This is a genomic window from Tumebacillus sp. BK434, assembly GCF_004340785.1.
In the GTDB taxonomy this organism is placed as follows: Bacteria; Bacillota; Bacilli; order Tumebacillales; family Tumebacillaceae; genus Tumebacillus_A.
Genome location: NZ_SLXS01000001.1, coordinates 395,966 through 417,727, shown reverse-complemented (window position 1 = coordinate 417,727; position 21,762 = coordinate 395,966). Strand labels below are relative to the sequence as shown.

The following is a 21,762-nucleotide window of genomic DNA, read 5'->3' as shown; positions in this document are numbered from 1 at the left end:
CCCCCTATTTCAGATTCGAGTTATCAAATTAATTCTACAGATTTGAAAATTTGACCTGCTCTAAAATAAAAAAACCGACGCATTTCGCGTCGGTTAAGTCAGATCAATGTCAGACAGTCGCTGTTCCGGATGTTCCACAAACGCCTTCAGGATCATTTCGAAATGCAAAAGCAGGCGTTCCACCGTTTCCCGTCTGAACAATTCGGTGCTGTATTCGAACGTGCCCAGCAGGCGTCCGTCGCCGCTTTCGCCCATCGCGATCGTGAAGTCGAACTTGGACACCTCCATCTCCGCTTCCACCTGATAGATCGCCAGCTCCGGCAACGCTTCGCCTGCGACCGGGAAGTTCTGCAGGATGAACAGCGTCTGATAGAGCGGTGTCTTGCGCTGCAACGCTTCCGAGATCAACGCCTGCGGAATCATCTGGTGCTCAAACGCTCCCAGCGTCGATTTGCGCATGCGCGCGAGCAGTTCCTTGACCGTCGGGTTACCGCGCAGATCGCCGCGGATCGGCGCATTGCCGATGAAAAAGCCGATCAGGTGCTCCAGCTCTTTGCGGTAGCGCCCGGCGATCGGCGAGCCGACCGTGATGTCGTCGCCGCCACCGTTGCGCATCTGCATCGTGTTGTATGCGCCGAGCAGCAACATGAACAGCGTAATCCCGTTTTGCGCGCAGAACAGCTGCAGCTGTTCGGTGAATTCCCGGGAGAAGCCGAAACGGAGGCGACCGCCCCGCTTTTCCATCAGCTCCGGACGCGGGAAGTCGGTCGGGAAGCTCGGCACGGCAGCATCGCCGAGGTGGTCGACCCAATAGGCGAGCTTGCGTTCAAAGAACTCCCCTTGCATCCAGCCCCGCTGCCAGGCGGCGAAGTCGGCGTATTGGATCGTCATCTCCGGGAGCGGCGACGGCTTGCCTTGCACATAGGCCGCATACAGCTTGGAGAACTCGCCGGAGAACACGCCCGTCGACCAGCCGTCGGTGATGATGTGGTGCATGTTCAAGATCCAGACATGCTCCTCCTCATCGAACTTCAGCAAGCACATATACATCGGCGACTCCGCTACCAGGTCAAAATTACGCTCCGTTTCGTTCTGCAGATAGCGGCGCTCTTCCGCACGGCGCTGCTCCTCGGTCAACCCCGGCAGTTCGATGACGGGCAGCGGCTTCCACTCCGGCGCGAGCACCCGCTGGCGCACGCCTTGGCCTGCATCGTACAGCACGGTGCGCAACGACTCGTGGCGTCTGATGATCTCATTGATCACCTTCTCCATCACCGGCACGTCGAGCTTGCCGACGAAACGCATCGCGCTGGCGATGTTGTAGACCGGCGTGCCCGGCGTCATGCGGTCGAGCATCCAGACCCGCTCTTGACCGAGCGAGCAGACCAGTTCGCCGTCGCGCGACACCGGCACGATCGGCGGGAAGTCCTCTTCCCGCTTCGCGGTCATCGCCTGTTCAATCCTTTCTGCCATCTCAGCGATCGTCGGCGCTTCAAACATCACCCGCAGCTGCAGGTGCAGATCGAACGCTTCATTGACCCGCGAGATCGTCTGCGTCGCCAGAAGCGAATGTCCGCCGAGCTCAAAGAAGCTGTTGCGAATCCCGATCCCCTCTACGCCAAGTATGACCTGCCAGATGCGGGCCAGACGAGATTCAATCTCATTGCGCGGCGCTTCATACTGCACCCCGGCACTGTAGTCGCCAGATTCCGGCGCCGGCAAGGCGCGACGGTCGACTTTTCCATTTTGGGTGAGCGGCAGGTTCGGGAGGATGACGAACGCGGACGGCACCATGTAATCGGGCAGCAGGTTTTTCAAATAAGCGCGCAGCTCCGCACCGGTCACCTCCGCCTGCTGTTCGGCGACCACATACGCGACGAGACGCTTGTCGCCCGGGCGGTCTTCACGGGCCAGCACGATGACCGCCCCGACGGACGGATGTCCGCCGATCACGCTTTCGATCTCAGCCAGCTCAATGCGGAAGCCGCGGATCTTCACCTGATCGTCGATGCGGCCGAGGAACTCGAGGTTTCCGTCCGGCAGATAGCGCACCAAGTCGCCCGTCTTGTACAGGCGCGCGCCATCGCTTTGGAACGGATGAGAGATGAACAACTCCTGCGTCAGTTCCGGGCGGTTCCAGTAGCCCCGCGCCAGACCCGGGCCGCCGACATGCAGTTCGCCCGCCACGCCGACGGGAACCGGCTGCAGCTGACGGTCGAGCACGTACAGCTCATTGTTGCGCACCGCCCGGCCAATCGGCACCACGGCCGGAACGTCGTCCGGGTCGGTCATCCAGAACACGGTCGACGCGACCGAGTTTTCCGTCGGGCCATACGCGTTGGCCAGCATCAGACCAGGCAGCTTCTCCAGTACCCTTTGTGCGTGCTGGGCGGACATCACGTCCCCACCGACCGCCATGCGGCGCAGCGACTGCAAGCTGCTGAGATCCGCTTCGGCCAGCTGCGGCAGAAGGCCGGTGGTCAGGAGAGCCACCGTCACCTCTTCCTCGCAGATCACGCGCACAATCTCATCAATCGTCGGCGTTTCAGCCGGGAAGACGACCAGTTTCGCACCATTGAGCAGCGATCCCCACACTTCCGGCACCGCCGCGTCAAACGAGATCGCGGCAAGTTGCAGCAGCACATCTTCTGCCCCGGCAATCAGGTAGTTGCCGTTTTTGACCAGCCGCGCCACGCCGCGATGCGGAATCAGCACCCCCTTCGGCTTGCCGGTCGAGCCGGACGTGTAGATCATGTAGGCGAGATGTTCCGAGCTGAGGGCCAGCTCCGGTGTTTCTGCGCTCTCCGCTGCCACCTGCGGCCAGTCGCGGTCGAGACAGATCACGTCCGCGCCGTGCGCAGGCAGCTCGGCGAGCAGCTTTTCCTGGGTCAGAAGCACGCCCACCGCGCTGTCTTCCAGCATGTAGGCAAGGCGTTCTTTTGGATACGCCGGGTCGAGCGGCACATATGCCCCGCCCGCTTTGACGATCCCGAGCAGGCCAATGATCAGCTCCAGAGAACGCTCCATGCAGATACCGACCAGCACATCCGGACCGACGCCTTTTTTCTGCAAGGCATGCGCGAGCCGGTTCGCCCGCTCATTCAACTCCCGATAGGTCAGCACCGTACCTCCGAAAGACAAAGCAGGGCGGTCAGCGTTCAGGGTCACCTGCTCTTCGAAAAGCGCGGGGATCGTTTTGTCACGGGGGAACTCGACAGCATTTTGGTTCCACACCACCAACTGCTGCTCCGTCTCCTCTTTGGAAAGCAGCGGGAGCTTCGCGACCGGTACATCCGGGTGCGCGGCGATCCCTTCCAGCAGATTGATGAAATGGCCGATCATCCGCTCGATGGTCGCTGCGTCAAACAGGTCGACCTTGTATTCAAACGAACCGCGAATCCCGCCCGCGCTTTCCCCCATCGTGATGTTCAGATCGAACTTCGCCATGTTTTGCCCCGTCTCCAGCCCGCTCAGCGTCAAGCCGGATACGCGGTGCGCGTCTTCCTTGACCATGTTTTGCAGCGAGAACATCGTTTGAAACAGCGGCGTGCTGCTCATGTTGCGCTCCGGCTGCAGCTCCTCGACCAGCCGTTCAAACGGCAGATCCTGATGCGCATACGCTTCCAGCGCCGTCTTCTTCACGCGACCCAACAGCTCGCGGAACGACGGCGTTCCGCTCAGATCGGTGCGCATGACCAGCGTGTTGACGAAAAAGCCGATCAGCCCTTCGATCTGCCCAATGTTGCGCCCGGCGATCGGCGTGCCGACCGCGATGTCCTCATGCCCCGTGTAGCGGGCCAACAGCGCCGCATACGCCGCCAGCATCGTCATGTACAGCGTCGCGCCTTCCTGCTGCGAAAGTTCAGACAACTTGTCGGACAGCTCTTGAGACAACTTGAACTTCAAGAACGCCCCGCGATGCGTCTGCGTCGCCTGCCGCGGACGGTCGGTCGGCAACAGCAACACAGGCGGATGATCGCCGAGCTGCCCTTTCCAATAGGCGGTCTGCCGCTCCAGCAATTCGCCCGACAGATGCTCCAACTGCCAGCCGGTAAAGTCCACATATTGAATCGGCAGCTCCGGCAACGGCGAAGGCAGTCCACTGACGAACGCTTCGTAGAGCACGACGATCTCCTTCAGCATCACGTTGCACGACCAGGCATCGGAGATGATATGGTGTAACGTGAGCAGCAGAACATACTCCTCTTCCTCGAGCTTGAGCAAGGACGTCCGCATTAACGGCCCTTTCGCCAGATCGAAGGCGCGATTGGCATCCTCAGCAGCCAGTTTCGCCACATGTTCCATGCGCATCGCCTCAGGCAGATGACGCAGGTCCAGCAGCGGCATCACAAACGCCACCTGCGGCAAAATGACCTGCATCGGCGCGCCGTCCTCTTCCGTGAACACCGTGCGCAACGTCTCATGGCGCTCGATGATCTCCTGCAAACTGCGCGACAAGGCATCCAAATTCAACTTGCCCTGCATGCGAATGGCAAACGGTATGTTATACATCGGACTGCCCGGCATCAACTTGTCAAGAAACCACAAGCGCTGCTGGGCAAACGATGCCGGATAGCTAAATACCTCTTCCTCTTCCAAGATCGCTCCCGTCTCTGTCACTTCCATGTTTTTACCTCCTCGCGTCCTAAATCTCTGAAAACTCTCTCTCCTTTTATTTCTTTAGTAAATGGAGGTAAACCTTCTTGAAGTTATAAAGTTTGTGAAAAATGCTTATTAGGGGTTATTGGGAGGTCGATTGCGGATTGGGGGAATAGGTGTCTGTGTCAAATGGATCGCCATTCGCATCTGGTAACTAGTCAATGCGAATTTTGAGCAAGTAATTACTATAAGCCTAAAAAATAGCTGGGTTCATCAAGAGCCTTCGTTCCGCTTTCAGTCCCCTTGTAGTCGGGTCTACCAATGTTACTTGGCGTGTCGACGAAGCAAGCACTCGGCGTGGTCGCCTTTCAGTCCCCTTGTAGTCGGGTCTGCCAATGTTACGCAGATTCACAACCTTTCTTTGGTTGGTCAAATCCACACTTTCAGTCCCCTTGTAGTCGGGTCTGCCAATGTTACCTATCGCTCCTACTCCGGCCAGTCTGCCGGGTTGTATCTTTCAGTCCCCTTGTAGTCGGGTCTGCCAATGTTACGCGTTGATCATGATCACGAAGAGACAGAACAGGCCGCTTTCAGTCCCCTTGTAGTCGGGTCTGCCAATGTTACGTCGGGAACGGCCTGCAGCACTCGGCCTGTTCGCCGCTTTCAGTCCCCTTGTAGTCGGGTCTGCCAATGTTACCACGAAATATAGAGCAATTGCGCCGTTGGAAGTCAACTTTCAGTCCCCTTGTAGTCGGGTCTGCCAATGTTACTGACCTCAATTAGCACACCAAAACCTAGCTGTAGCAAGGCTACTATACATCTCAACTGCGGTCTCAATTTGCCATTTTTTCGAGGATCGATTTTTTGCATCAAAGCAGGGGGAATCCTCGAAAATCTCTTACGCTACTTATGATTCCCTTGTTTAGTATACCTCATCCTTATTTGGATAAAATAGCAGGGTTAGCCTCCATCTCATTTCGCCGCTTTGAAATTCGCTCTGCGTCATTCTCCGCAATACTTTTTCCACATCACCTACAGCTATACAAAAAAGGCAACCCCTCCGGGTCGCCCAATCCACTATTCATATCTTCTTGCACAAGCCTTGCAGGTACTCCTTCGCATCTTTTTCCGACTCGGCTTCAAACTCATTTCCACACCACGCCCAAACACCTTGCCTGGTCTTGCTCCTATACAGATATCCCCATATCCCATTTACACCGATCATCGCACCAACTCGTTCCCATAATGCAACGTCCGATAAGCCTTCAAGGTTGAAGATTCTCTCCTCTAACTTCGTCATGGCTTGATAAAATTCTTCTGCTTCTACCCGATGCCCGCGAAAGTACCAACGATCATGATGTTTCTTATAAATGAACAAGTAGCCTACTAAGTTCCCGACTCGCACTTTTATCCGGGAATATCTCTCCCAGTTGTCCCGCTCGTATGTGCTCATCAATTGGACTTTCAAAGCACGATCCCACGCTGTTCTAATTGTTCCCTCATGAACTGGTGAAACCGCCCCATCCGTTCAAATGCCTCGCGGTGCTCCCCTTTGTCGCCCAGATACCGGCACATTCTAAACGTTACCTCTTCAAGCTCGGTGAACTTACCATGTCGCTCATAAATCTTGGCTGCATTATCAAGATGTCTTTTCCCCTTCTCCTCATCATCACGATGAAAATAGACAACCGACAGAACACGGTGGACTTGCCCCATTGTAGGCGATGTTTCGGAAAGGCTCATTCTTGCTTTTTCAGCGTAGGCCCAAGATTCTTCGAATTCGCCATTCTCCGCACAGATGAGTGCAATGTCAGCGAAGACTTCCCCAGCTTTCGATTTATCATCGATTTGCTCATATCCTTCTGCGATGTTCAACAGTTTTTGAACGCTCATTTTCCAAGCGTTCTTCTCTCGTTGCAGCATGATCAAACGATGATGCATCTCTCGCTTCTGTTCCTCGTTCACTTGTTCTTCCAAAAGCACGGTCGCTTTCATTGCATATTCTTCTGCATGCTCATACTTCTTTTGCCGATCATAGACCTGTGCCAAACGGAGGAATGCCTTCCCTCGATCTTCACCGTTACATTGATTGAGCAACAATGCCTTCTCGTAGTACGTGACCGCCTCCGCCGCCTTTCCGACCCGCTCATTGAGAGATGCCAATTGCATGAGAATCTTCGCTTGAATATCTACGTCGTTCTCTTCAAACTTTTGCAGTTCATCCCAAGCTCGGCTCGTATGAAAGAGCGCGATAGGATATTCATTTTTCAACGCAGCAACCTTCCCAAGTTGTAACAGCACTTCCGCGAGCAAATGGCCGTTCCGTTCCGAGTTGCAAATCTGATACAACTGATTTAAAACGCACTCCGATTCCAGCGCATTTCCCATCTCAATGTGACATTGCGAAAGTTCCAAAAGCAGTTCCTCTTTCGGAACTCGCTGCTGTTGGATTTCCAAAAGATCGTTCAACAACGGAATAGCTGTTTCAAACTCCTTTGCTCGAACCAACCCCATCGTCATCTTGTACTTGCTCGAATACTCGAGATCCAGATTCACCTCTTTTAATAGGTGTTCGAGCGGTACATCAAGACGAGTCGTAAGCGCAAGAAGCGTTTTGTAGGAAGGTCGCGCCCTATCGCTTTCGATTTGAGAGATCAACGACGGAGTGCATATACCAGAAGCAAGCTCAATTTGGGTAAGGCCTTTTTTCATACGCTTTTCACGAATGCGTTGCCCAAGAGAATGCATATCAATCACCTCAAAATAAAGATGTTCTTTCTACTCCACAGAATAAACTATTGATGTGATTTTGTTATGACATCGTTGATTGTTGTCTGTTATAATTTAACAACCAGATATTTATGTCAAAGTGAAAAGTGACAAAAAAAGTCCCTCGAAAAATTTTCGAGGGACGAGTAGATAGTTAATCAAATGGAGTGATCATCAATTTGGGGTCAGGCGGCGCAGTTGAAGCCAACTTACTAAAATCGTTTTTGGTAGGTGTAAATATAGAAACCAGAACAACAACCATAATACTCGTCAAACATATTGCGCTAAGTTTCTTCATTAGAATACCTCCTCGAAAAATTCATTCTTTTTGAATGAAAAAGTCCTCACTTTCTCATAGTATCGCATCAGGGATTCAGCGTCACCTTTAGAAGCGTAGTGCTCCATAAGACATTTATAAGCTACACCACGGATGTTATCACTCAATTTTAAATCTCCACTGACATCGATTGCATATTGAGGGTCGTCAAGTGCCACCGACTTCATGATCTGAAACATACCCATGAAGTCTGGGTATTCTGTTGCTCGGGAAACATTGGCCTCAATTGCTTGAACTGCTGCATCATTCTCGCTTAGTTGCAACAGCACTTTTATGTAATCCTTAACTGCGAGAAGGTAGAAGTAATCATACGATTTCAGAGAGCTCATCGCAAAGGACAATGTTTCTTTAGACTTCTGATAATTACCTACAAGGTACTCAAAATGAGCAACATTAATCTGTGCCTTCCCAATTTGAGAGATATCATTCGTTTGATGAAAATAGTCCAAGGCGATATAAGAATATTCCTTTGCCTTTTCAATGTTACCACGATGCTCATGCCATTTCATTCGCGCATAACTTGCGTAGCCCATTTTCATCGGGTCTTCAGCAAAAACTCCTTCAACCACGTCTAGAGTTTGTTGAATACTTGTGTATTCCTTGCGAATCGTAAACGAGATCAGCAAAAAGGAAGTTAGGTGATATAAAATGGTGCTATCGCCAAACTCCTTGCTTACTCTTTCTGCATATTCCATAGCCGACATCCATGACGAATGTGCATCATCGTATTGTTGTAGGTAAAATTGTGCTTGACCCAGATACAACAAACTTACACACCGTTCCGTTTGTCCCAGGCTAACTTCAACGAGCTCATTAGCAAGTGTTTGAGCGCGAAGCATCATAGCTTTCGTTCTTTCATTTGCGTTGAGCAGCGACTCTAATTCCCCTTGTTTTTTATAAGTATCCATCTGACGCAATCGTTCCTCCGAGATCCGCAACCCTTGTGTGACCTTCTCCAATTCGGGGAGAGTAATTGGTCGTTCACCTTTTAGAATTGTTCTAAAGGTTTCACGGTTTATGCCTAACCGTTCAGAAAATGCACGTATGGAGAAAGCATCTCCACGTTCTTGCATAACTTCTGCAATTCTTCTTCCGATTGGAATCTTCCCGATCTTACCGCTAGCTGTATGCTCAATGGTACTCATATCAAGACCTCCAACTGCAAATGTTTATGTCAAAGAGTAAATAACGCATCAATTATCGCTACTATAAAATTATATACAAACACTCCTCATTTGTACACAAAGTTCTAATACTATAGTAATGTTCGTTTGATTCAACCCTTTGTATGTCATCTCTTCAATTTATTCATTTTGGATATTGGCTGAAGCTTTTGATACAATAGGTTTAGTGAAGGCTCAAGTTGATGCGATGAAAATCAAGATCTTGGTGATCTTCAACAAGCATTTTCACTTGAACGACAGCGTAATGATCTTTTATCTAGTATGTTTAATAAGGAGGAACGCGCATGAGAAAATTTTTTGCCGGGTTAGTCTTAGCTGGTGCAATGTTAATTTCCCCAACAATTGTAGATGTTCAACAAGACAACCTCGCATATGACCCTCCGCTCCCGCCATCATCAGCAATGTTGATCGTTTACTAAGGGTTTTTTCAAATATCTGATTGCACCTTCGAGGTGCTTTTTTTCTGCCATGGAATATCACTCCACATGAAACGATCAAAGAGATTCCAAAGTTTTTCACTCTCGTACACATAAAAGCCTGTATGGCAACTCCTTCTACCATACAGGCTTTATTTCACCGTCTATTCTGCTTCTGCGGCAAACAATCTTACTTGTTTCACTGTGAAATTCAGTCCCCAATTCATCGAGGCTGTCATTGTTACGACCGCAAACGCCAGATCATCCACCGGCACACGGCAGCTTTCAGTCCCCTAATTATCGGGTCTGTCATTGTTACTGTCTTGTTTGGTTGGAGCAACGGTTTACTTCCCGTCTTTCAGTCCCCTAATCATCGGGTCTGTCATTGTTACGCGGCGTTCGGGAGTACGAGGCGCGCGTCTTCAGGCCTTTCAGTCCCCTAATCATCGGGTCTGTCATTGTTACGTCCACTCGGTCGCCGATCGAGAAGCCCCCGATGCTCCTTTCAGTCCCCTAATCATCGGGTCTGTCATTGTTACGGAACTGCCCCCCACAGCTTTCAGGAGCTGACGGACGCTTTCAGTCCCCTAATCATCGGGTCTGTCATTGTTACTGATGGCAAGCCGCGGTTTGTATCTCGGTGACTTCCTCTTTCAGTCCCCTAATCATCGGGTCTGTCATTGTTACCATCCAGTTTGTCCGTCTCTTGATGAATATCGCGAGACTTTCAGTCCCCTAATCATCGGGTCTGTCATTGTTACTGCGCAGTCTTCGAACGAAGAGAAATCTGCTGGTCCCTTTCAGTCCCCTAATCATCGGGTCTGTCATTGTTACAAGAAGAGTACTGGCAGGCTATCGGTGATCTTATTTTCTTTCAGTCCCCTAATCATCGGGTCTGTCATTGTTACTGCAGTATAGCTACTCGGTTTCGGCAATCGATAAAGCCTTTCAGTCCCCTAATCATCGGGTCTGTCATTGTTACTGGTTTTCAAAGGACAGGAGAACCAGACCGTCAGGTACTTTCAGTCCCCTAATCATCGGGTCTGTCATTGTTACTGAAATATATGGTGGCGCAAACGGAGTTTTCAACCTCTTTCAGTCCCCTAATCATCGGGTCTGTCATTGTTACAAGACAGGCTATAGTGTTTGTAGGCAGGTTCATTACACTTTCAGTCCCCTAATCATCGGGTCTGTCATTGTTACACGGCACCAGCCGTGCGAAAGTCGTACAAGAGCTGACTTTCAGTCCCCTAATCATCGGGTCTGTCATTGTTACGTGGGCAGCACGTACCGCAAGCTCGCTTTCTACATCGACTTTCAGTCCCCTAATCATCGGGTCTGTCATTGTTACCGACCGATATCTGTGCAGAAAAATCTAGATGTAGCAAGGCTTCAAGCCACCTCAACTGCAGTCACATTTCGTCTATTTTTCGAGGATCGACTTTTTGCATCAAAACATGGGGCATCCTCGAAAATATCCCTTGTACTCCTATGATTCCCTCATTCAGTATACCTCATTCCTGACTGGGGAAGAATAGCTGAGTTAGTCCCCACCTTCGTATCACCTCAACTAAGAAACCTTTTTCCCACCTTATAAATACTTCGTTCGAACTTACACACGAACAAACTCATTGACCAAACAGACCGCACACACTTGCGATCTAAAACAACAAAAAGAGTCCATGCGGTCACTCCACAAGCTGGAGAAAAACCTCATGAACCCTTGCTGCTAAACATTTATCGTAGAGAGATCGGTTTCGAGAGCTCAAAACAGCCCCGTAATGACCGCTTCGGCAGCCTCTCATCCCCGCGGTTCTACTCAATTTCGGGTACGCCACTTACGATACAAGTCCCGGCAGAGAGCAAGATCGTACTCCAGATCGGCAAAAGAGCGAAGATCACTATCCCGCTCCACCACCAGCGCTTGGCAGGGCGTATGGCGCAGCACCCACTCGGTGAGTTTCAAGACGTCAGGGTGCAGTCCGCCTTCGTGCGTATCGTGGAGACGTCCGTCTTCTGTGGCACTGTGACCTGCCAGATGCATTTGCACGACTCGCTCAGCTGGGATCTCGCGGAGGAAATCATAGGGATCGTAGCCAAAATTTTTCGAGTTGATATACAGGTTTGTCACGTCGAGCAGCAACCCGCAGTCAGCCTTTTCTAAGACTTTTGCCACGAACTGGGCCTCGGTGTATTGGTTGTCCTGCCAGACAAACGCATTGGTGACGTTTTCCACAATCAGCGGACGTTTTAGATGAGATTGGATCACTCGCAGGTTGGCCGCCGCTGTCTCCACCGCTTCCTCGTGAAAAGGAAGTGGGGTCAACGCCGGTACCGCAATGCCATCCGCGTAGCTAAAGCACAGATGCTCGCTCACCCACGAGGCACCGATCGCATCTGCAGCACGCTCCACCTTCGCCACCCGATCCACGCTCACCGGCCCGGCCGTTCCAAGCGAGAGTACGAGGCTGTGCAACAGGGTCGGGACACGAGTGATGAGCTCGGCAATCACCGGGTCATTTTTCTCAACGTGTTCCGGCATCAATTCAACGAAATCCGCCAAATGGAAAAACGATACAACCGTTCGTAGTCGGTAGCCCCTCTGCTATGGTACGATACTATCAACAAGTGATGAGTAGCGGTATCCATATACCGCAGCGCCTTCTGACAGGTCATCCTGCTCTTGCTCGGCTTAGACACCCTGTACTTTTTCCTCAACGAACTTCTTTTCAAGCCCAGTACGACCTACGTCTTCTTCTACGGACATGCAAACGATGTCCTGATCATCTTGATCAACATCCCGCTGGCTCAATCTGATCCTATCCTCTACATGCGCCTCACGATGTACTTCCACTCCCTGCTCACCAGCATCTTGGTCACACTGCTGACCGGCATCACGTGAGAGTACCTGATTCCTGTACACGGCCAACGACACCCGCGACCGGATCGACCTGCTGATCTACCGCCTCGGCAGGGTGCTGTTCTGGGGTGCTGCTTCGCGCCGTCTACTGAGCCAAGGAGGTCTAAAATACGATGTTTACGCCACAGGTGCAACCGACCTCCTCTGCGGTGGTCAGCAACGAACCGAACACTTCTGCTTCGGAGCGCAACCTACAAGCATCCGACACCGTGTTGCAGCGCATCCAGGCACCACAAAGCCTGACTCGCCAAAACGTTTTACAACTGCAGCGCACCCTCGGCAACCAGGCAGTTCTGCAACTGCTGCGCACCATCGGCAACCAAGCCGTTCCGCCGCTGGACACCGCGCAAAAAAATGACGACAAGACAACCGAAGCGTCTGCGGCGGAACTCGAACCAGAGCTGGAAGACGATGTGAGCACCGAACCACGTACTGCTGAAGAACTCACGCTGGAAGACAAGGAACCGATCAATCTCGTCGGAGAAACCCACACCATCGAATACAAAAAAGTCGGGCAAGAAGTGGAGATCGGCGTCTCCTCCAGTTGGATGGAAATCAACGAGATCCACCAAGAACTGCGCCACAATAATTTGTTGGATCACACGCTGACCCGTCGCTCGGCCTACTGTCGGATCGCCACTCGGGACCGCCAGAGACTCGAGAAAGATTTCTCAAAAATCGATGACAAGATCGATGCGATAAAACGGGAACGCCGCAGAATACGCTTTTCCAAACCCGACAAGTACGATGACTTAGGTAAGGAGCTCACAAAGCTCGAAACCGAAATGCATAAAATCTCCGTCCGACTGAACGCCTCCCGAGCAACTGAAAAAGCGCACGTCAACTCCTACATTCAGCACGCTGTGACGATCAACTCCACCATCGTCGCCCAAGTGCTGGGCGCGAACATGCCAATTGTCGAACTGGACACCGATGCTGCAGCAGGCAGTGCCGGTAATGTGCGATACCACCAAGGAACAGCAGGTGACCCGATCCCGATCACTTGGTACAAGCCACAGGCATCCTACAATGCGATCACCGTCAATGACTACAGCACCGGCGCCGCCGTACCGACCGTGCTCAACCCCTTTGGGGGCAACCCGGCCGTCCAAGACCAGAACGGCAACAACTACACCTTCGGAGTCAACGCCGCCAACGTAGCCGGAGCCGCCGCTTGGCCGAACACCCCGAAACACGGCAAAACCCGCGTCAACCAACAAAACTTCAACCAAGTCCTCGCCAGCCTTGGCTACGACCTGTCTACACACAACGAAGACGGCGACCACGTGCGCGACTTGGGCTTTGGAGGCAACGATGTGATCGACAACTACTGGCCGCTGAACAGTGCCACCAACCGCCACGCCTTCACCGGCTGGCGCTCCAGCTATTACATCAACTACAAGAAAAACCAAAACGGCGCCGGCAACTGGAACATCGTGAAAGCACCGCTCAACTCCGGCTCCCTGATCGGTAAATACTTCCGCATCAAAGCCGAACAAAACACAAACAACCCCGCAGAGAACAACACCGACCAATCCGGCAGCGATGTGACATATGGCGCAGCTGGCAACATTATCGAACGCGGCGGCGCGATCATTGCAGAAGGGTAGAGCATCTACAGCCTGAACCATAACAACCGTCAAAAGCCAAGCCGACGATTCGGCCGACTTCCGAAGATTTTGCCATTTTAAACAGCCACTTTGCGATCATGTATCTCGCTCCTTCAAAAAAAGAGCAGTTTCTCCGCTCCCTCAGCGTCAGAAACTGCTCTTCTCTATTATCTCACCAAGATCATCTTCTCCGGATCATGGCGGTGCGCCTTATAATAGTCCACCGCTTTCTCAATATACGAATGAAAATCCGGGCACTGAATCCCCGCCGCACTCAGCACACGCTGCGCTTCTGTCGCATCATACTCAGCCTGGCAGGAGAAGTAGGCAATCGTCTCCTTCTCCACTTTCACAAACCGGCGAAACGCTCCGATCGACAGCGCCGAGGAGATCATCGAGGCCGGGAGCGTGAAGACCGGCTTTTTCCCGATCAACTCCTGGCAAATGCGCTCATACACCTCGCGCGCCCGATACGGGTACGGGTCGGTCAGATGAAACACGCCGTTCGCCTCCGCCCCGGCGTGAGCGAAGTGCACCGTCGCCGCTTCGATATAGTCGACCGGCACGAGGTTGATCCGCGCCTCCGAAGCCCCGACATACGGCAAGGGAAACTGGGAAAAGGCATCCAGAAAGCGCATCACAAAATACGGCCCGTCAAATTTCACCGTCTCGCCCGTCTTCGAATCGCCCATCACGATGCCCGGCCGGATGATCGTCACCGGCAGCTCCCCGCACAGCTTCTGCACGATCCGCTCCGCTTCGTACTTCGTCGACTCGTAGTGGTTCTTAAACCCTTGCCCCATCTCGAGCTCCGTCTCCAAGATCTGCCCCGTGCGGTCGCCCGACACATAGGCGGTGGAAAAGTAGATCAGGCGCTGCATGTTGTGCAGACGCCGCACCAACTTCCCGACCTGCTCCGTCCCGATCACGTTCACGCGGTAGGCGATGTCTTGCGGCACGGCGAGGTCGTAGATCGCGGCGAGGTGAAAGACGTGCGTCACGCGGTCTTCCAGCTCTTCCAGATACTCATCCCCGATCGCCAAGTTCGGCTCGGTGATGTCGCCTGCGATCAGCACAAACTGCTCCGGCGTGCCCATTCCGGCCGCACAGAGGGTGTTCACAGCATTCTGCGCTTTCTCGAGCTGTCTCGGATGCACCAGCAGCTCAAAGCGCGCCGTCGCGTCCCGCCCGATCAGCCGCGTGATCAGGCGGCTGGCGATGAAGCCTGGGAAACCGGTAAAAAAATACGTGTTCTGCATCTATGCCCTCTCCCTCATAACTGCCGGCAGCAGGATCTCTACCACCGTGCCTTCATCGATGACACTGCTGACGGCAATCGTGCCCGCGTGCTCTTCGATGATCTTGTACGACACCATCAGCCCGAGGCCGGTGCCTTTTTCCTTCGTGGTGTAAAACGGTTCGCCGAGCTTCGGAATCCGCGATTCCGGGATGCCGCAGCCGGTGTCGGTGAAGCGCAGCAACACCATGCCCTCCGGCGCCTTCTGCACTTCGATCAGCAGCTCGCCGCCGCTTGGCATCGCTTCGATCGCATTTTTCATCACGTTGATGAACACTTGCTTCAAGCGGTTCTCTTCGCATTCGATAAGCGGGATGTCGTCCTCCGCATCCATGCGGATCACCACGTTGTTCAAGATCGCCTGCGTGTCGAGCAGCGCCGCGATGGTGTGCAGGAGCGCGCGCATGTCTTTCTTCTGGTAGCGCACCGCCTGCGGTTTGGCGAGGACGAGAAATTCATGGATGATAAATTCGATCCGGTCGAGCTCCGACATCATGATCTCGTAATAGTGCGCTTTGTTGTCCCCGCCCATCTGCAGCAGTTGGATAAAGCCTTTGATCGCCGTCAGCGGATTGCGGATCTCATGCGCGACACCGGCCGCCAGCTCGCCGACGACGGAGAGCTTGTCCGATTTGCGCAGCAGCTCTTCCGTCCGCTCGCGCTCCGTGATGTCGCGCCCGACGATGACGACCGCATCGACTTCGCCTTCGTCATTTAACACCGGCGCTCCGTGCCCCTCGATCAGCAAGTACTGACCGTCGGTGCACAAGATGCGAAACTGGGTCTGAAACGGCTCTTTGTCGCGCAGCACCTTGAGGATATGCTTGGCCATCACCCGCCCGTCATCCGGATGCAACAGCTTGAACGCTTGTTTCCCGATCAGCTCTTCCGGGCCGAATCCGGTCAGCGTCTTGAACGAAGGCGAAGCGTATTCGAGCACGCCTTCGCGGTTCGACACGCCGATCAGATCGGACATGTTCTCCGTGATCAGGCGGTATTTCGTTTCGCTTTGGCGCAGGGCTTCTTCCATCTCGTAGCGCGCCGTCATGTCGCGGGCGATCCCGGCCATGCCGATCACGATCCCCTCATTGTTGCGCACCGGCGACAAGGTGAGGCTGATGTTCAGGTAGCGCCCGTCCTTGTGACGGCGGATGGTGTCGATGCAGTTGTACTCCCAGTTCGACGCCCAGACTTCCTTGATCCGCTCCAGTTCATCGTTAAACAGCTCATCCGGGATGATCACCCGGATTTTCCCCCCGATCACCTCGTCTGCCGCATAGCCAAACATCCGCACAAAGCCGCGGTTGACCTGATGGACGAAGCCGTCGAGGTCGCACATGTAGATCGCGTCCGGTGAGTTGGAGATAAACGACTCCAGTTGCTCTTTGGCCCCGCGCAGCTCCATCTCAGCCCGCTTGCGCTCGGTGATGTCTTTGGCGATCCCGTAGACCCCGGTCACTTTGTCATCGATGACGATCGGGATCAAGGTAACGGTCAGCTCGATCGGCTCGCCGTCCTTGCGCACGAGCGGCAGTTCGAACTTCTGCGGGATGCCCTGCACCGCTTTTTGAAAATGCTCGTAGCAGCGCTCGAACGACGATTCGGGCAACATCTGGCGCATCGAGAACTTCGCCCATTCGGCCACGGTGTAGCCGGTGATCTTTTTGCAGGCCGGGTTGCCGCTGAGAAAGCGTCCTTTGAGTGAGATCGAGTAGACGGCGTCCGGGTTGTTTTCGAACAGCGACTTGTAGCGCTGCTCGCTTTCGATCAGCCTGCGCCGCTCGTTTTTGCGCTCCGTGATGTCGGTGGCGATGCCGTAGATGCCGACGATCTCCCCTTCTTCGCGCATCGGGATGAGATAGACGGTCATGTCGACAAGATGTCCGTCTTTGTGAAAGGCACGCGTCTCAAAAACCTGTTCGCGCCCGGCGATCGCGTCTGCAAAATGCGCCTGGCACTTCACCCGTTCCTCCTCTGGAAAACGCGCCCCGTGATTGTGGATCAGCTCTTGCGCCGTATAGCCGGTAACGTATTGCCGGGGGTCCTGCTTCTGCCCGGCCGGATTGAATTCGCTGATCCTGCCTTGCAGGTCCAGCATGAAGATCGAGTCTACATTGTATTCGTACAGAGAGCGATATCGTTCCAGCGCCCGGCGGTCCGGGCGGCTGGCACGCCTGCCCTGCCATTCGGCCCCGACAGCTGCCAGCAGCACAAACAGCGCATCATACCACAGTCCCCAGCTCGCAGCACCCGGCAGCCACCATTTCCCGAGCAGCCACAGCGCCCCGATCAGCAGAATCAAGCGTGCAGCGCCGCTTCGCCTCGGGAGCCGATCGCGTTTCCGTTCTCGTGTATGGTCACTCATAACAAAGCTCCTTACCCCAGTGGAGTGCTTTGGATTCTTCCTTGAGTTAAATACCACTCAATCGTTATTCAATTTCGACAAATTCTCACTTTTTTCCTGCTTCTCCCCGGCCCGCCTCAACTTTTCGGACGCAACAGCAGATCGGCAAGAGCGGCCTTCAGCTCCAGCAGCCCCCTGCGACTGGTCTGTTCGGCAGCAATCTTGCGGTCGAGGCTGCGCAAGATCTCCCCGATCCGCTGCTGTTCGGATACAGGCGGCAAGGCGATGAGCAGCTCCTCTTTAAACACTTCGCCCGGCACGCGCTGGCGCCCTGTCGTACCGCTCATCCGCGAGATCGCATACTGTCGCACCCGGTCGCTGCGCACCGTGTAGTAGAGAAACTCCGGCAGCAGCAGCTCCCGCATCGGCGAGAGGACGATAAACTCTGTGGAGCCGAAGCCGACGCCGCCCGGCAGGTCCGGCACCAGCCCGATCTTGCCGTTCTCCGTGCAGGGCGTGATGCGGGCAAACAGCACATCGCCCGGCTGAAAGCGCGTCCCTCCCGGTGCTGTCACTTCGCGTTCGAGCAGGTAGTGGATCTCCGGCAGCGTCGTGTCGAGCGCCGCCATCTCAAGATACGGGTAGGTCTGGCCTTTGGCCAGCCGATAGCTCGGATTGACCCGGCAGACCTCGCCGAGCGGCACCGCTTGCCAAGCGGCTGGCAGTTCGCCCAGCTCCGTCTGCTGAAAGCGCTCATGCCCGATGCCCTGCTGCAAGAGCCGGTCGAGCGTCCCCAGCTTCACTTCCTGCGTCCCGGCGATGATCGCATCCGTCTTCGCCAGCGCCAGATCGACCGTCCCCAATATCTCCGCGATGCGCTCCTGTTCGGGCAGCGGCGGCAGGTCGATCAGCATGTTCTCTACATCTTTGGCGCTCAGGTTGGCCGGTGCACCGCCCGAGGCCAGCGTGTGCAGCGTCTTTTGAAAGCGGCTGCTCTTCACCAGTTGTGCGAGGTAGTCGACCGACAGTCTGGACGGATCGACCAATAAGCGCCCGACGCGCTGGTTGAGCAGGCTGGGCGTATGCGCCTCCGTCACTTGTGCCGAAAAGCCGATCGACCCGGACATCCCGAGCAGCAAGTCGCCGGGACGCAGCAAAAAACGATCCAGCCCGGCGAGCAGTTCCTCCGGATAGCAGACGGCGCCGGTCAGATCGAGCCCCGTTTCCTTCATGTTTGACATGCGGACGATCGGGACGCCGTGCGCGGTGAACGCTGCGCTTTTAAAAGCATAACCGCCCTGCAGGCGGCAGACCTCGCCGAGCGGCACCCGCTCCCAGCCTGCGTGATGAGCGCCGCTCATGAAAGCCCCAACTCCTTCAGATAGCTGTACACCGCCGCCGTCGCTTCTTCACGCTCCGCTTCCAGTCGGCGCAAGTTGAGAATCGCCTGCTCCAGATCGACGCGGCCGCTCTGCCCGCCGCTGTCCACGTAGCGGGAGATGTTGAGGTTGTAGTCCTGCCGGCGAATCTCATCGAGCGACGCGACTTTGCAGTAGCCGGGAAGATCCTGGAACTGCTGATAGGCGCCGACGATGTTCTGCAGGTCTTCCTCGCGCAGGAAATTTTGATTTTTCCGTGCCTGAAAACCGTTCGTCGCCTGAATCAGCAGCACTTTTTCCCGCCGCGCTGCCGGTTTGTGCTTGGACAGCACGAGGATCGACGCCGGGATGCCCGTGCCGAAAAACAGGTTCGGCGGCAAAGCGATCACCGCTTCAAACAGGTCGGCTTCGAGCAGTTCCTTGCGGATCGGCTGCTCCTGCCCGCCGCGAAATAGTACGCCGTTGGGCATGACGACCGCCAGCTTGCCATGCGGGTTGAGCGACGCGACCATGTGCTGCACAAACGCGTAGTCCCCGTAAGAATTGCTCGGCAGCCCGTAGACGAAACGCCCGTACGGGTCTTCCTTCGCTGCCTCCAGCCCCCAGTTCTTTAAGGAAAACGGCGGGTTGGCGATGACGAGGTCGTACTGCTTCAGCCGGTCCGCTTCCACGAGCTTCGGCGCGCGGATCGTGTCGCCGAGCTCGATCTGGTGATCGAGCAGGCCGTGCAGCAGCAGGTTCAGCTTGCAGATCGCCCAGGTGTTCATGTTTTTCTCCTGCCCGTGCAAGGTCAGGCGGCGGGCTTGTCCCCCGCGGTGCTCGACATGTTTGGCGCATTCGATCAGCATGCCGCCCGAACCGCAGGTCGGGTCGGAGATCATCATGCCCGCCTCGGGATTGAGCAGCTCGACGAGCAGCTGCACCACTTTGTGCGGCGTGTAATACTCGCCGCCTTTCTTCCCGGCGTCGTCCGCAAACTGGGCGACGAGGTATTCATAGGCGTCGCCGAGGATGTCCGGCTTCTCAAGATTGGAGTTGCCCAGCGTCAATTTGTCAAAGTGGAGAATCAGCTGAGTCAGCGTGTCGTCGGTGAGCGACTTCACGTCAAAATCGATCGTCTCCAGCACCCCTTCCAACTTGTCGAGGTTGGCTTTCTCGATGGCGGAAAAAATCAGGTTGAGCTGTTTCCCGACCTGCGCCCGGTACTGCTGCAGACCTCCCCACAGCGCGTCCGGCGGCAAAAAGAACTGATGCGCCGCCGGATCGTGCAGCGCTTGCCGCACGTCCCCCGTCTCGGCGTAGATGCGCGCCGCCTCTTCGAGAAAAACGTCAGACATCCGCTTGAGGAACAGCATCCCGAAAATGTAGATCTTATAATCGGACGAGTCGATCGACCCGCGCAAAATGTTCGCCGCTTCCCACAGGTGCGATTCCAGCTGCTGCTGGGTGACGACCGGCTGCTTCCCTTCCTGAATCTCTCTATATAAATGAGCCAGATACTCCGTTGTCATCTGTTCCATGAGGCTTGCCTCCTACTTGCGTGTAACCAATTCTCCGCAACAGAAGAATATTTGACGCTCAGCGGGCTCAATCCTTCAAGGCGCTGAAAAAATGGGCGTGGCCCGCAACTCTTCGATCGTTTTCGCTTCCCCGGCGATCAAGTCGGCTGCCGTGTCGAACTTGTCGTCATACAGGGCGAGCAGCGGATCGAGGATCAACTGCCGGACGGCCGCCTCATCGGTGATGCGGTCCAGCGGGATGAAGTAATTGATAATCTTCTGAAAATAGTTGTCGTCGCTGCAGTTCATAACATAAAACACAGGGTGCTGCGCATCGCGTGCGCTGTGTTCCCAGCCCGCCATAAAGAATTCATCGCTGTTGACCACGCCGCGTTCATTCCGCGCCAGCAGCAGCCCGCAGGAGATCACCGGCACCTGATTCCCATATGCCTCCCAGTGAAACAGAATGTTGATGCCGATCCCGCGCTGCTTGGTCGCGCCTTGTTTGCTAAAGACGCGCTGCTGAAAATAGGGCAGCCACTTTTTCGGAGCGTGGTACGAGGTCGACGTGTCGTACATGACCGACGTGCCGCGCGGTGCCTCGAATCCACCGTTTTGAAATTGATCGTTGACCACGGTGATCAGGTCGGCCGTTTCCAGACAGATCTGCTCCATGGCCAGGTATATCTTTTTCATTTCATGTCCGAGCGTCATTCGTTTCCCCTCCAAAAATAGCGCATCCGGGTCGGCACCGGCTGCACCTGAAACCCTCCGAACGCGGTGAGCTGCTTGCGAGTCATCAGCTGCTGCAAGTCTTTCAGTGCCAGGCGCTCTCCGTGGCGCAGATCGGCCTCGTACTGGTCCAGCGTCTCGCGAATGGTCTCGGTGAGACTCCGCCAAGACAGCCAATACATGCGGTCGGCCATCCCCGTACAGCCAAGCTTGGCCAGCAGCGCTTCGCTTTCTGCTAATTCTGCTGTCGGCAATACGAAATGCTTGGTGACGTAAAATAAGTATCGCTCCGATCCGACCGGAAAGGGAAGATTTCCTTTTAACAAATCATAATACTGCTCGGCCAACTGGTCGCCGTTCGAGACTTCTTCCTCCTGCTCCTCGACGAAGCGATTGTGTTTTCCCGAATGGTATTTGCACTCGATGTTGATCGCGATCTCCGCCCCGAACTGCACCACCAGATCAGGCTCCCGGCGAAATCCGGTCGTCTTGGGCCAAAAGTGATACTTCGCCTCGCCCTGGTCGTCCAAAAAGTCTGGAGCTTCGCCCGACAGATTGACCGCCTTTTTCAAAAAAGGAATCAGGCCGTATGCGGCAGGCAGATACGCGAACAGGCCGAACACATTCGAGGTGAGCACATCCTCCGCCCCTTCATAGGGGGTGACTTTTCCATGCA

At 54.6% G+C, this 21,762-nt stretch carries 13 protein-coding genes and 2 CRISPR repeat arrays; of the genes, 3 read left to right on the top strand and 10 right to left on the bottom strand.

Features of this window, described 5'->3' with window-relative positions; all coding sequences use genetic code 11:
* Positions 1-93: 93 nt before the first annotated feature.
* From EV586_RS01625 to EV586_RS01615, 3 genes are all read right to left on the bottom strand, one after another.
* A complete protein-coding gene (locus tag EV586_RS01625; RefSeq protein WP_132943324.1) occupies positions 94-4,626 on the bottom strand; it encodes a non-ribosomal peptide synthetase in 4,533 nt (1,510 codons plus the stop codon).
* 264 nt (positions 4,627-4,890) lie between these two features.
* A CRISPR array of direct repeats spans positions 4,891-5,369; the repeat unit is 37 nt; unit sequence CTTTCAGTCCCCTTGTAGTCGGGTCTGCCAATGTTAC.
* Between the two features lie 694 nt (positions 5,370-6,063).
* Positions 6,064-7,347 (bottom strand): helix-turn-helix transcriptional regulator, encoded by a 1,284-nt coding sequence (locus EV586_RS01620; protein ID WP_132943323.1) that lies wholly within the window; start codon positions 7,345-7,347, stop codon positions 6,064-6,066.
* Between the two features lie 318 nt (positions 7,348-7,665).
* Entirely contained in the window at positions 7,666-8,850 is a 1,185-nt protein-coding gene (locus tag EV586_RS01615) for a helix-turn-helix domain-containing protein (protein WP_132943322.1), read from the bottom strand.
* Positions 8,851-9,173: 323 nt separating this feature from the next.
* Here EV586_RS01615 and EV586_RS21545 point away from each other — a divergent pair, with 323 nt between their 5' ends.
* Positions 9,174-9,308, top strand: a complete 135-nt coding sequence (locus EV586_RS21545; protein ID WP_279388249.1) for a hypothetical protein — start codon at positions 9,174-9,176, stop codon at positions 9,306-9,308.
* Positions 9,309-9,513: 205 nt separating this feature from the next.
* Positions 9,514-10,656: direct repeats of the CRISPR family, unit length 37 nt; unit sequence CTTTCAGTCCCCTAATCATCGGGTCTGTCATTGTTAC.
* Positions 10,657-11,124: 468 nt separating this feature from the next.
* Here the strand turns inward: EV586_RS21545 and EV586_RS01610 are convergent.
* Positions 11,125-11,868: an MbnB/TglH/ChrH family RiPP precursor modification enzyme gene (locus EV586_RS01610; RefSeq protein ID WP_279388248.1), complete on the bottom strand. Its 744-nt coding sequence runs from the start codon at positions 11,866-11,868 to the stop codon at positions 11,125-11,127.
* Between the two features lie 120 nt (positions 11,869-11,988).
* On the opposite strand from EV586_RS01610, the gene EV586_RS01605 reads away from it, so the two are divergent.
* Positions 11,989-12,207 (top strand): hypothetical protein, encoded by a 219-nt coding sequence (locus EV586_RS01605; RefSeq protein WP_132943320.1) that lies wholly within the window; start codon positions 11,989-11,991, stop codon positions 12,205-12,207.
* 131 nt (positions 12,208-12,338) lie between these two features.
* Positions 12,339-13,835, top strand: coding sequence for a hypothetical protein (locus tag EV586_RS01600; protein WP_132943319.1), 1,497 nt, complete (start codon positions 12,339-12,341; stop codon positions 13,833-13,835).
* Between the two features lie 167 nt (positions 13,836-14,002).
* Here EV586_RS01600 and EV586_RS01595 read toward each other — a convergent pair whose 3' ends face one another.
* The 6 genes from EV586_RS01595 to EV586_RS01570 all read right to left on the bottom strand — a co-directional run bounded on the left by EV586_RS01595 (position 14,003) and on the right by EV586_RS01570 (position 21,724).
* Entirely contained in the window at positions 14,003-15,094 is a 1,092-nt protein-coding gene (locus tag EV586_RS01595; RefSeq protein WP_132943318.1) for an SDR family oxidoreductase, read from the bottom strand.
* Positions 15,095-17,497, bottom strand: a complete 2,403-nt coding sequence (locus EV586_RS01590; RefSeq protein WP_132943317.1) for a PAS domain-containing sensor histidine kinase — start codon at positions 17,495-17,497, stop codon at positions 15,095-15,097.
* 116 nt (positions 17,498-17,613) lie between these two features.
* Positions 17,614-18,837 (bottom strand): restriction endonuclease subunit S, encoded by a 1,224-nt coding sequence (locus tag EV586_RS01585; protein ID WP_132943316.1) that lies wholly within the window; start codon positions 18,835-18,837, stop codon positions 17,614-17,616.
* Entirely contained in the window at positions 18,834-20,366 is a 1,533-nt protein-coding gene (locus EV586_RS01580; RefSeq protein ID WP_132943848.1) for a type I restriction-modification system subunit M, read from the bottom strand. The genes EV586_RS01585 and EV586_RS01580 overlap by 4 nt, the downstream gene beginning before the upstream one ends.
* A gap of 84 nt (positions 20,367-20,450) precedes the next feature.
* On the bottom strand, positions 20,451-21,068 hold the full coding sequence (locus EV586_RS01575; protein WP_132943315.1) for a hypothetical protein: 618 nt from the start codon (positions 21,066-21,068) through the stop codon (positions 20,451-20,453).
* Positions 21,065-21,724: a hypothetical protein gene (locus tag EV586_RS01570; protein WP_132943314.1), complete on the bottom strand. Its 660-nt coding sequence runs from the start codon at positions 21,722-21,724 to the stop codon at positions 21,065-21,067. The genes EV586_RS01575 and EV586_RS01570 overlap by 4 nt, the downstream gene beginning before the upstream one ends.
* Positions 21,725-21,762: the final 38 nt, after the last annotated feature.

What these genes read in the sequence shown, in the direction of transcription:
- EV586_RS01625 (WP_132943324.1), bottom strand. Translation starts at nt 4,626, where the DNA reads ATGGAAGTGACAGAGACGGGAGCGATCTTGGAAGAGGAAGAGGTATTT.
- EV586_RS01620 (WP_132943323.1), bottom strand. Translation starts at nt 7,347, where the DNA reads ATGCATTCTCTTGGGCAACGCATTCGTGAAAAGCGTATGAAAAAAGGC.
- EV586_RS01615 (WP_132943322.1), bottom strand. Translation starts at nt 8,850, where the DNA reads ATGAGTACCATTGAGCATACAGCTAGCGGTAAGATCGGGAAGATTCCA.
- EV586_RS21545 (WP_279388249.1), top strand. Translation starts at nt 9,174, where the DNA reads ATGAGAAAATTTTTTGCCGGGTTAGTCTTAGCTGGTGCAATGTTAATT.
- EV586_RS01600 (WP_132943319.1), top strand. Translation starts at nt 12,339, where the DNA reads ATGTTTACGCCACAGGTGCAACCGACCTCCTCTGCGGTGGTCAGCAAC.
- EV586_RS01595 (WP_132943318.1), bottom strand. Translation starts at nt 15,094, where the DNA reads ATGCAGAACACGTATTTTTTTACCGGTTTCCCAGGCTTCATCGCCAGC.
- EV586_RS01590 (WP_132943317.1), bottom strand. Translation starts at nt 17,497, where the DNA reads ATGAGTGACCATACACGAGAACGGAAACGCGATCGGCTCCCGAGGCGA.
- EV586_RS01585 (WP_132943316.1), bottom strand. Translation starts at nt 18,837, where the DNA reads ATGAGCGGCGCTCATCACGCAGGCTGGGAGCGGGTGCCGCTCGGCGAG.
- EV586_RS01580 (WP_132943848.1), bottom strand. Translation starts at nt 20,366, where the DNA reads ATGACAACGGAGTATCTGGCTCATTTATATAGAGAGATTCAGGAAGGG.
- EV586_RS01575 (WP_132943315.1), bottom strand. Translation starts at nt 21,068, where the DNA reads ATGACGCTCGGACATGAAATGAAAAAGATATACCTGGCCATGGAGCAG.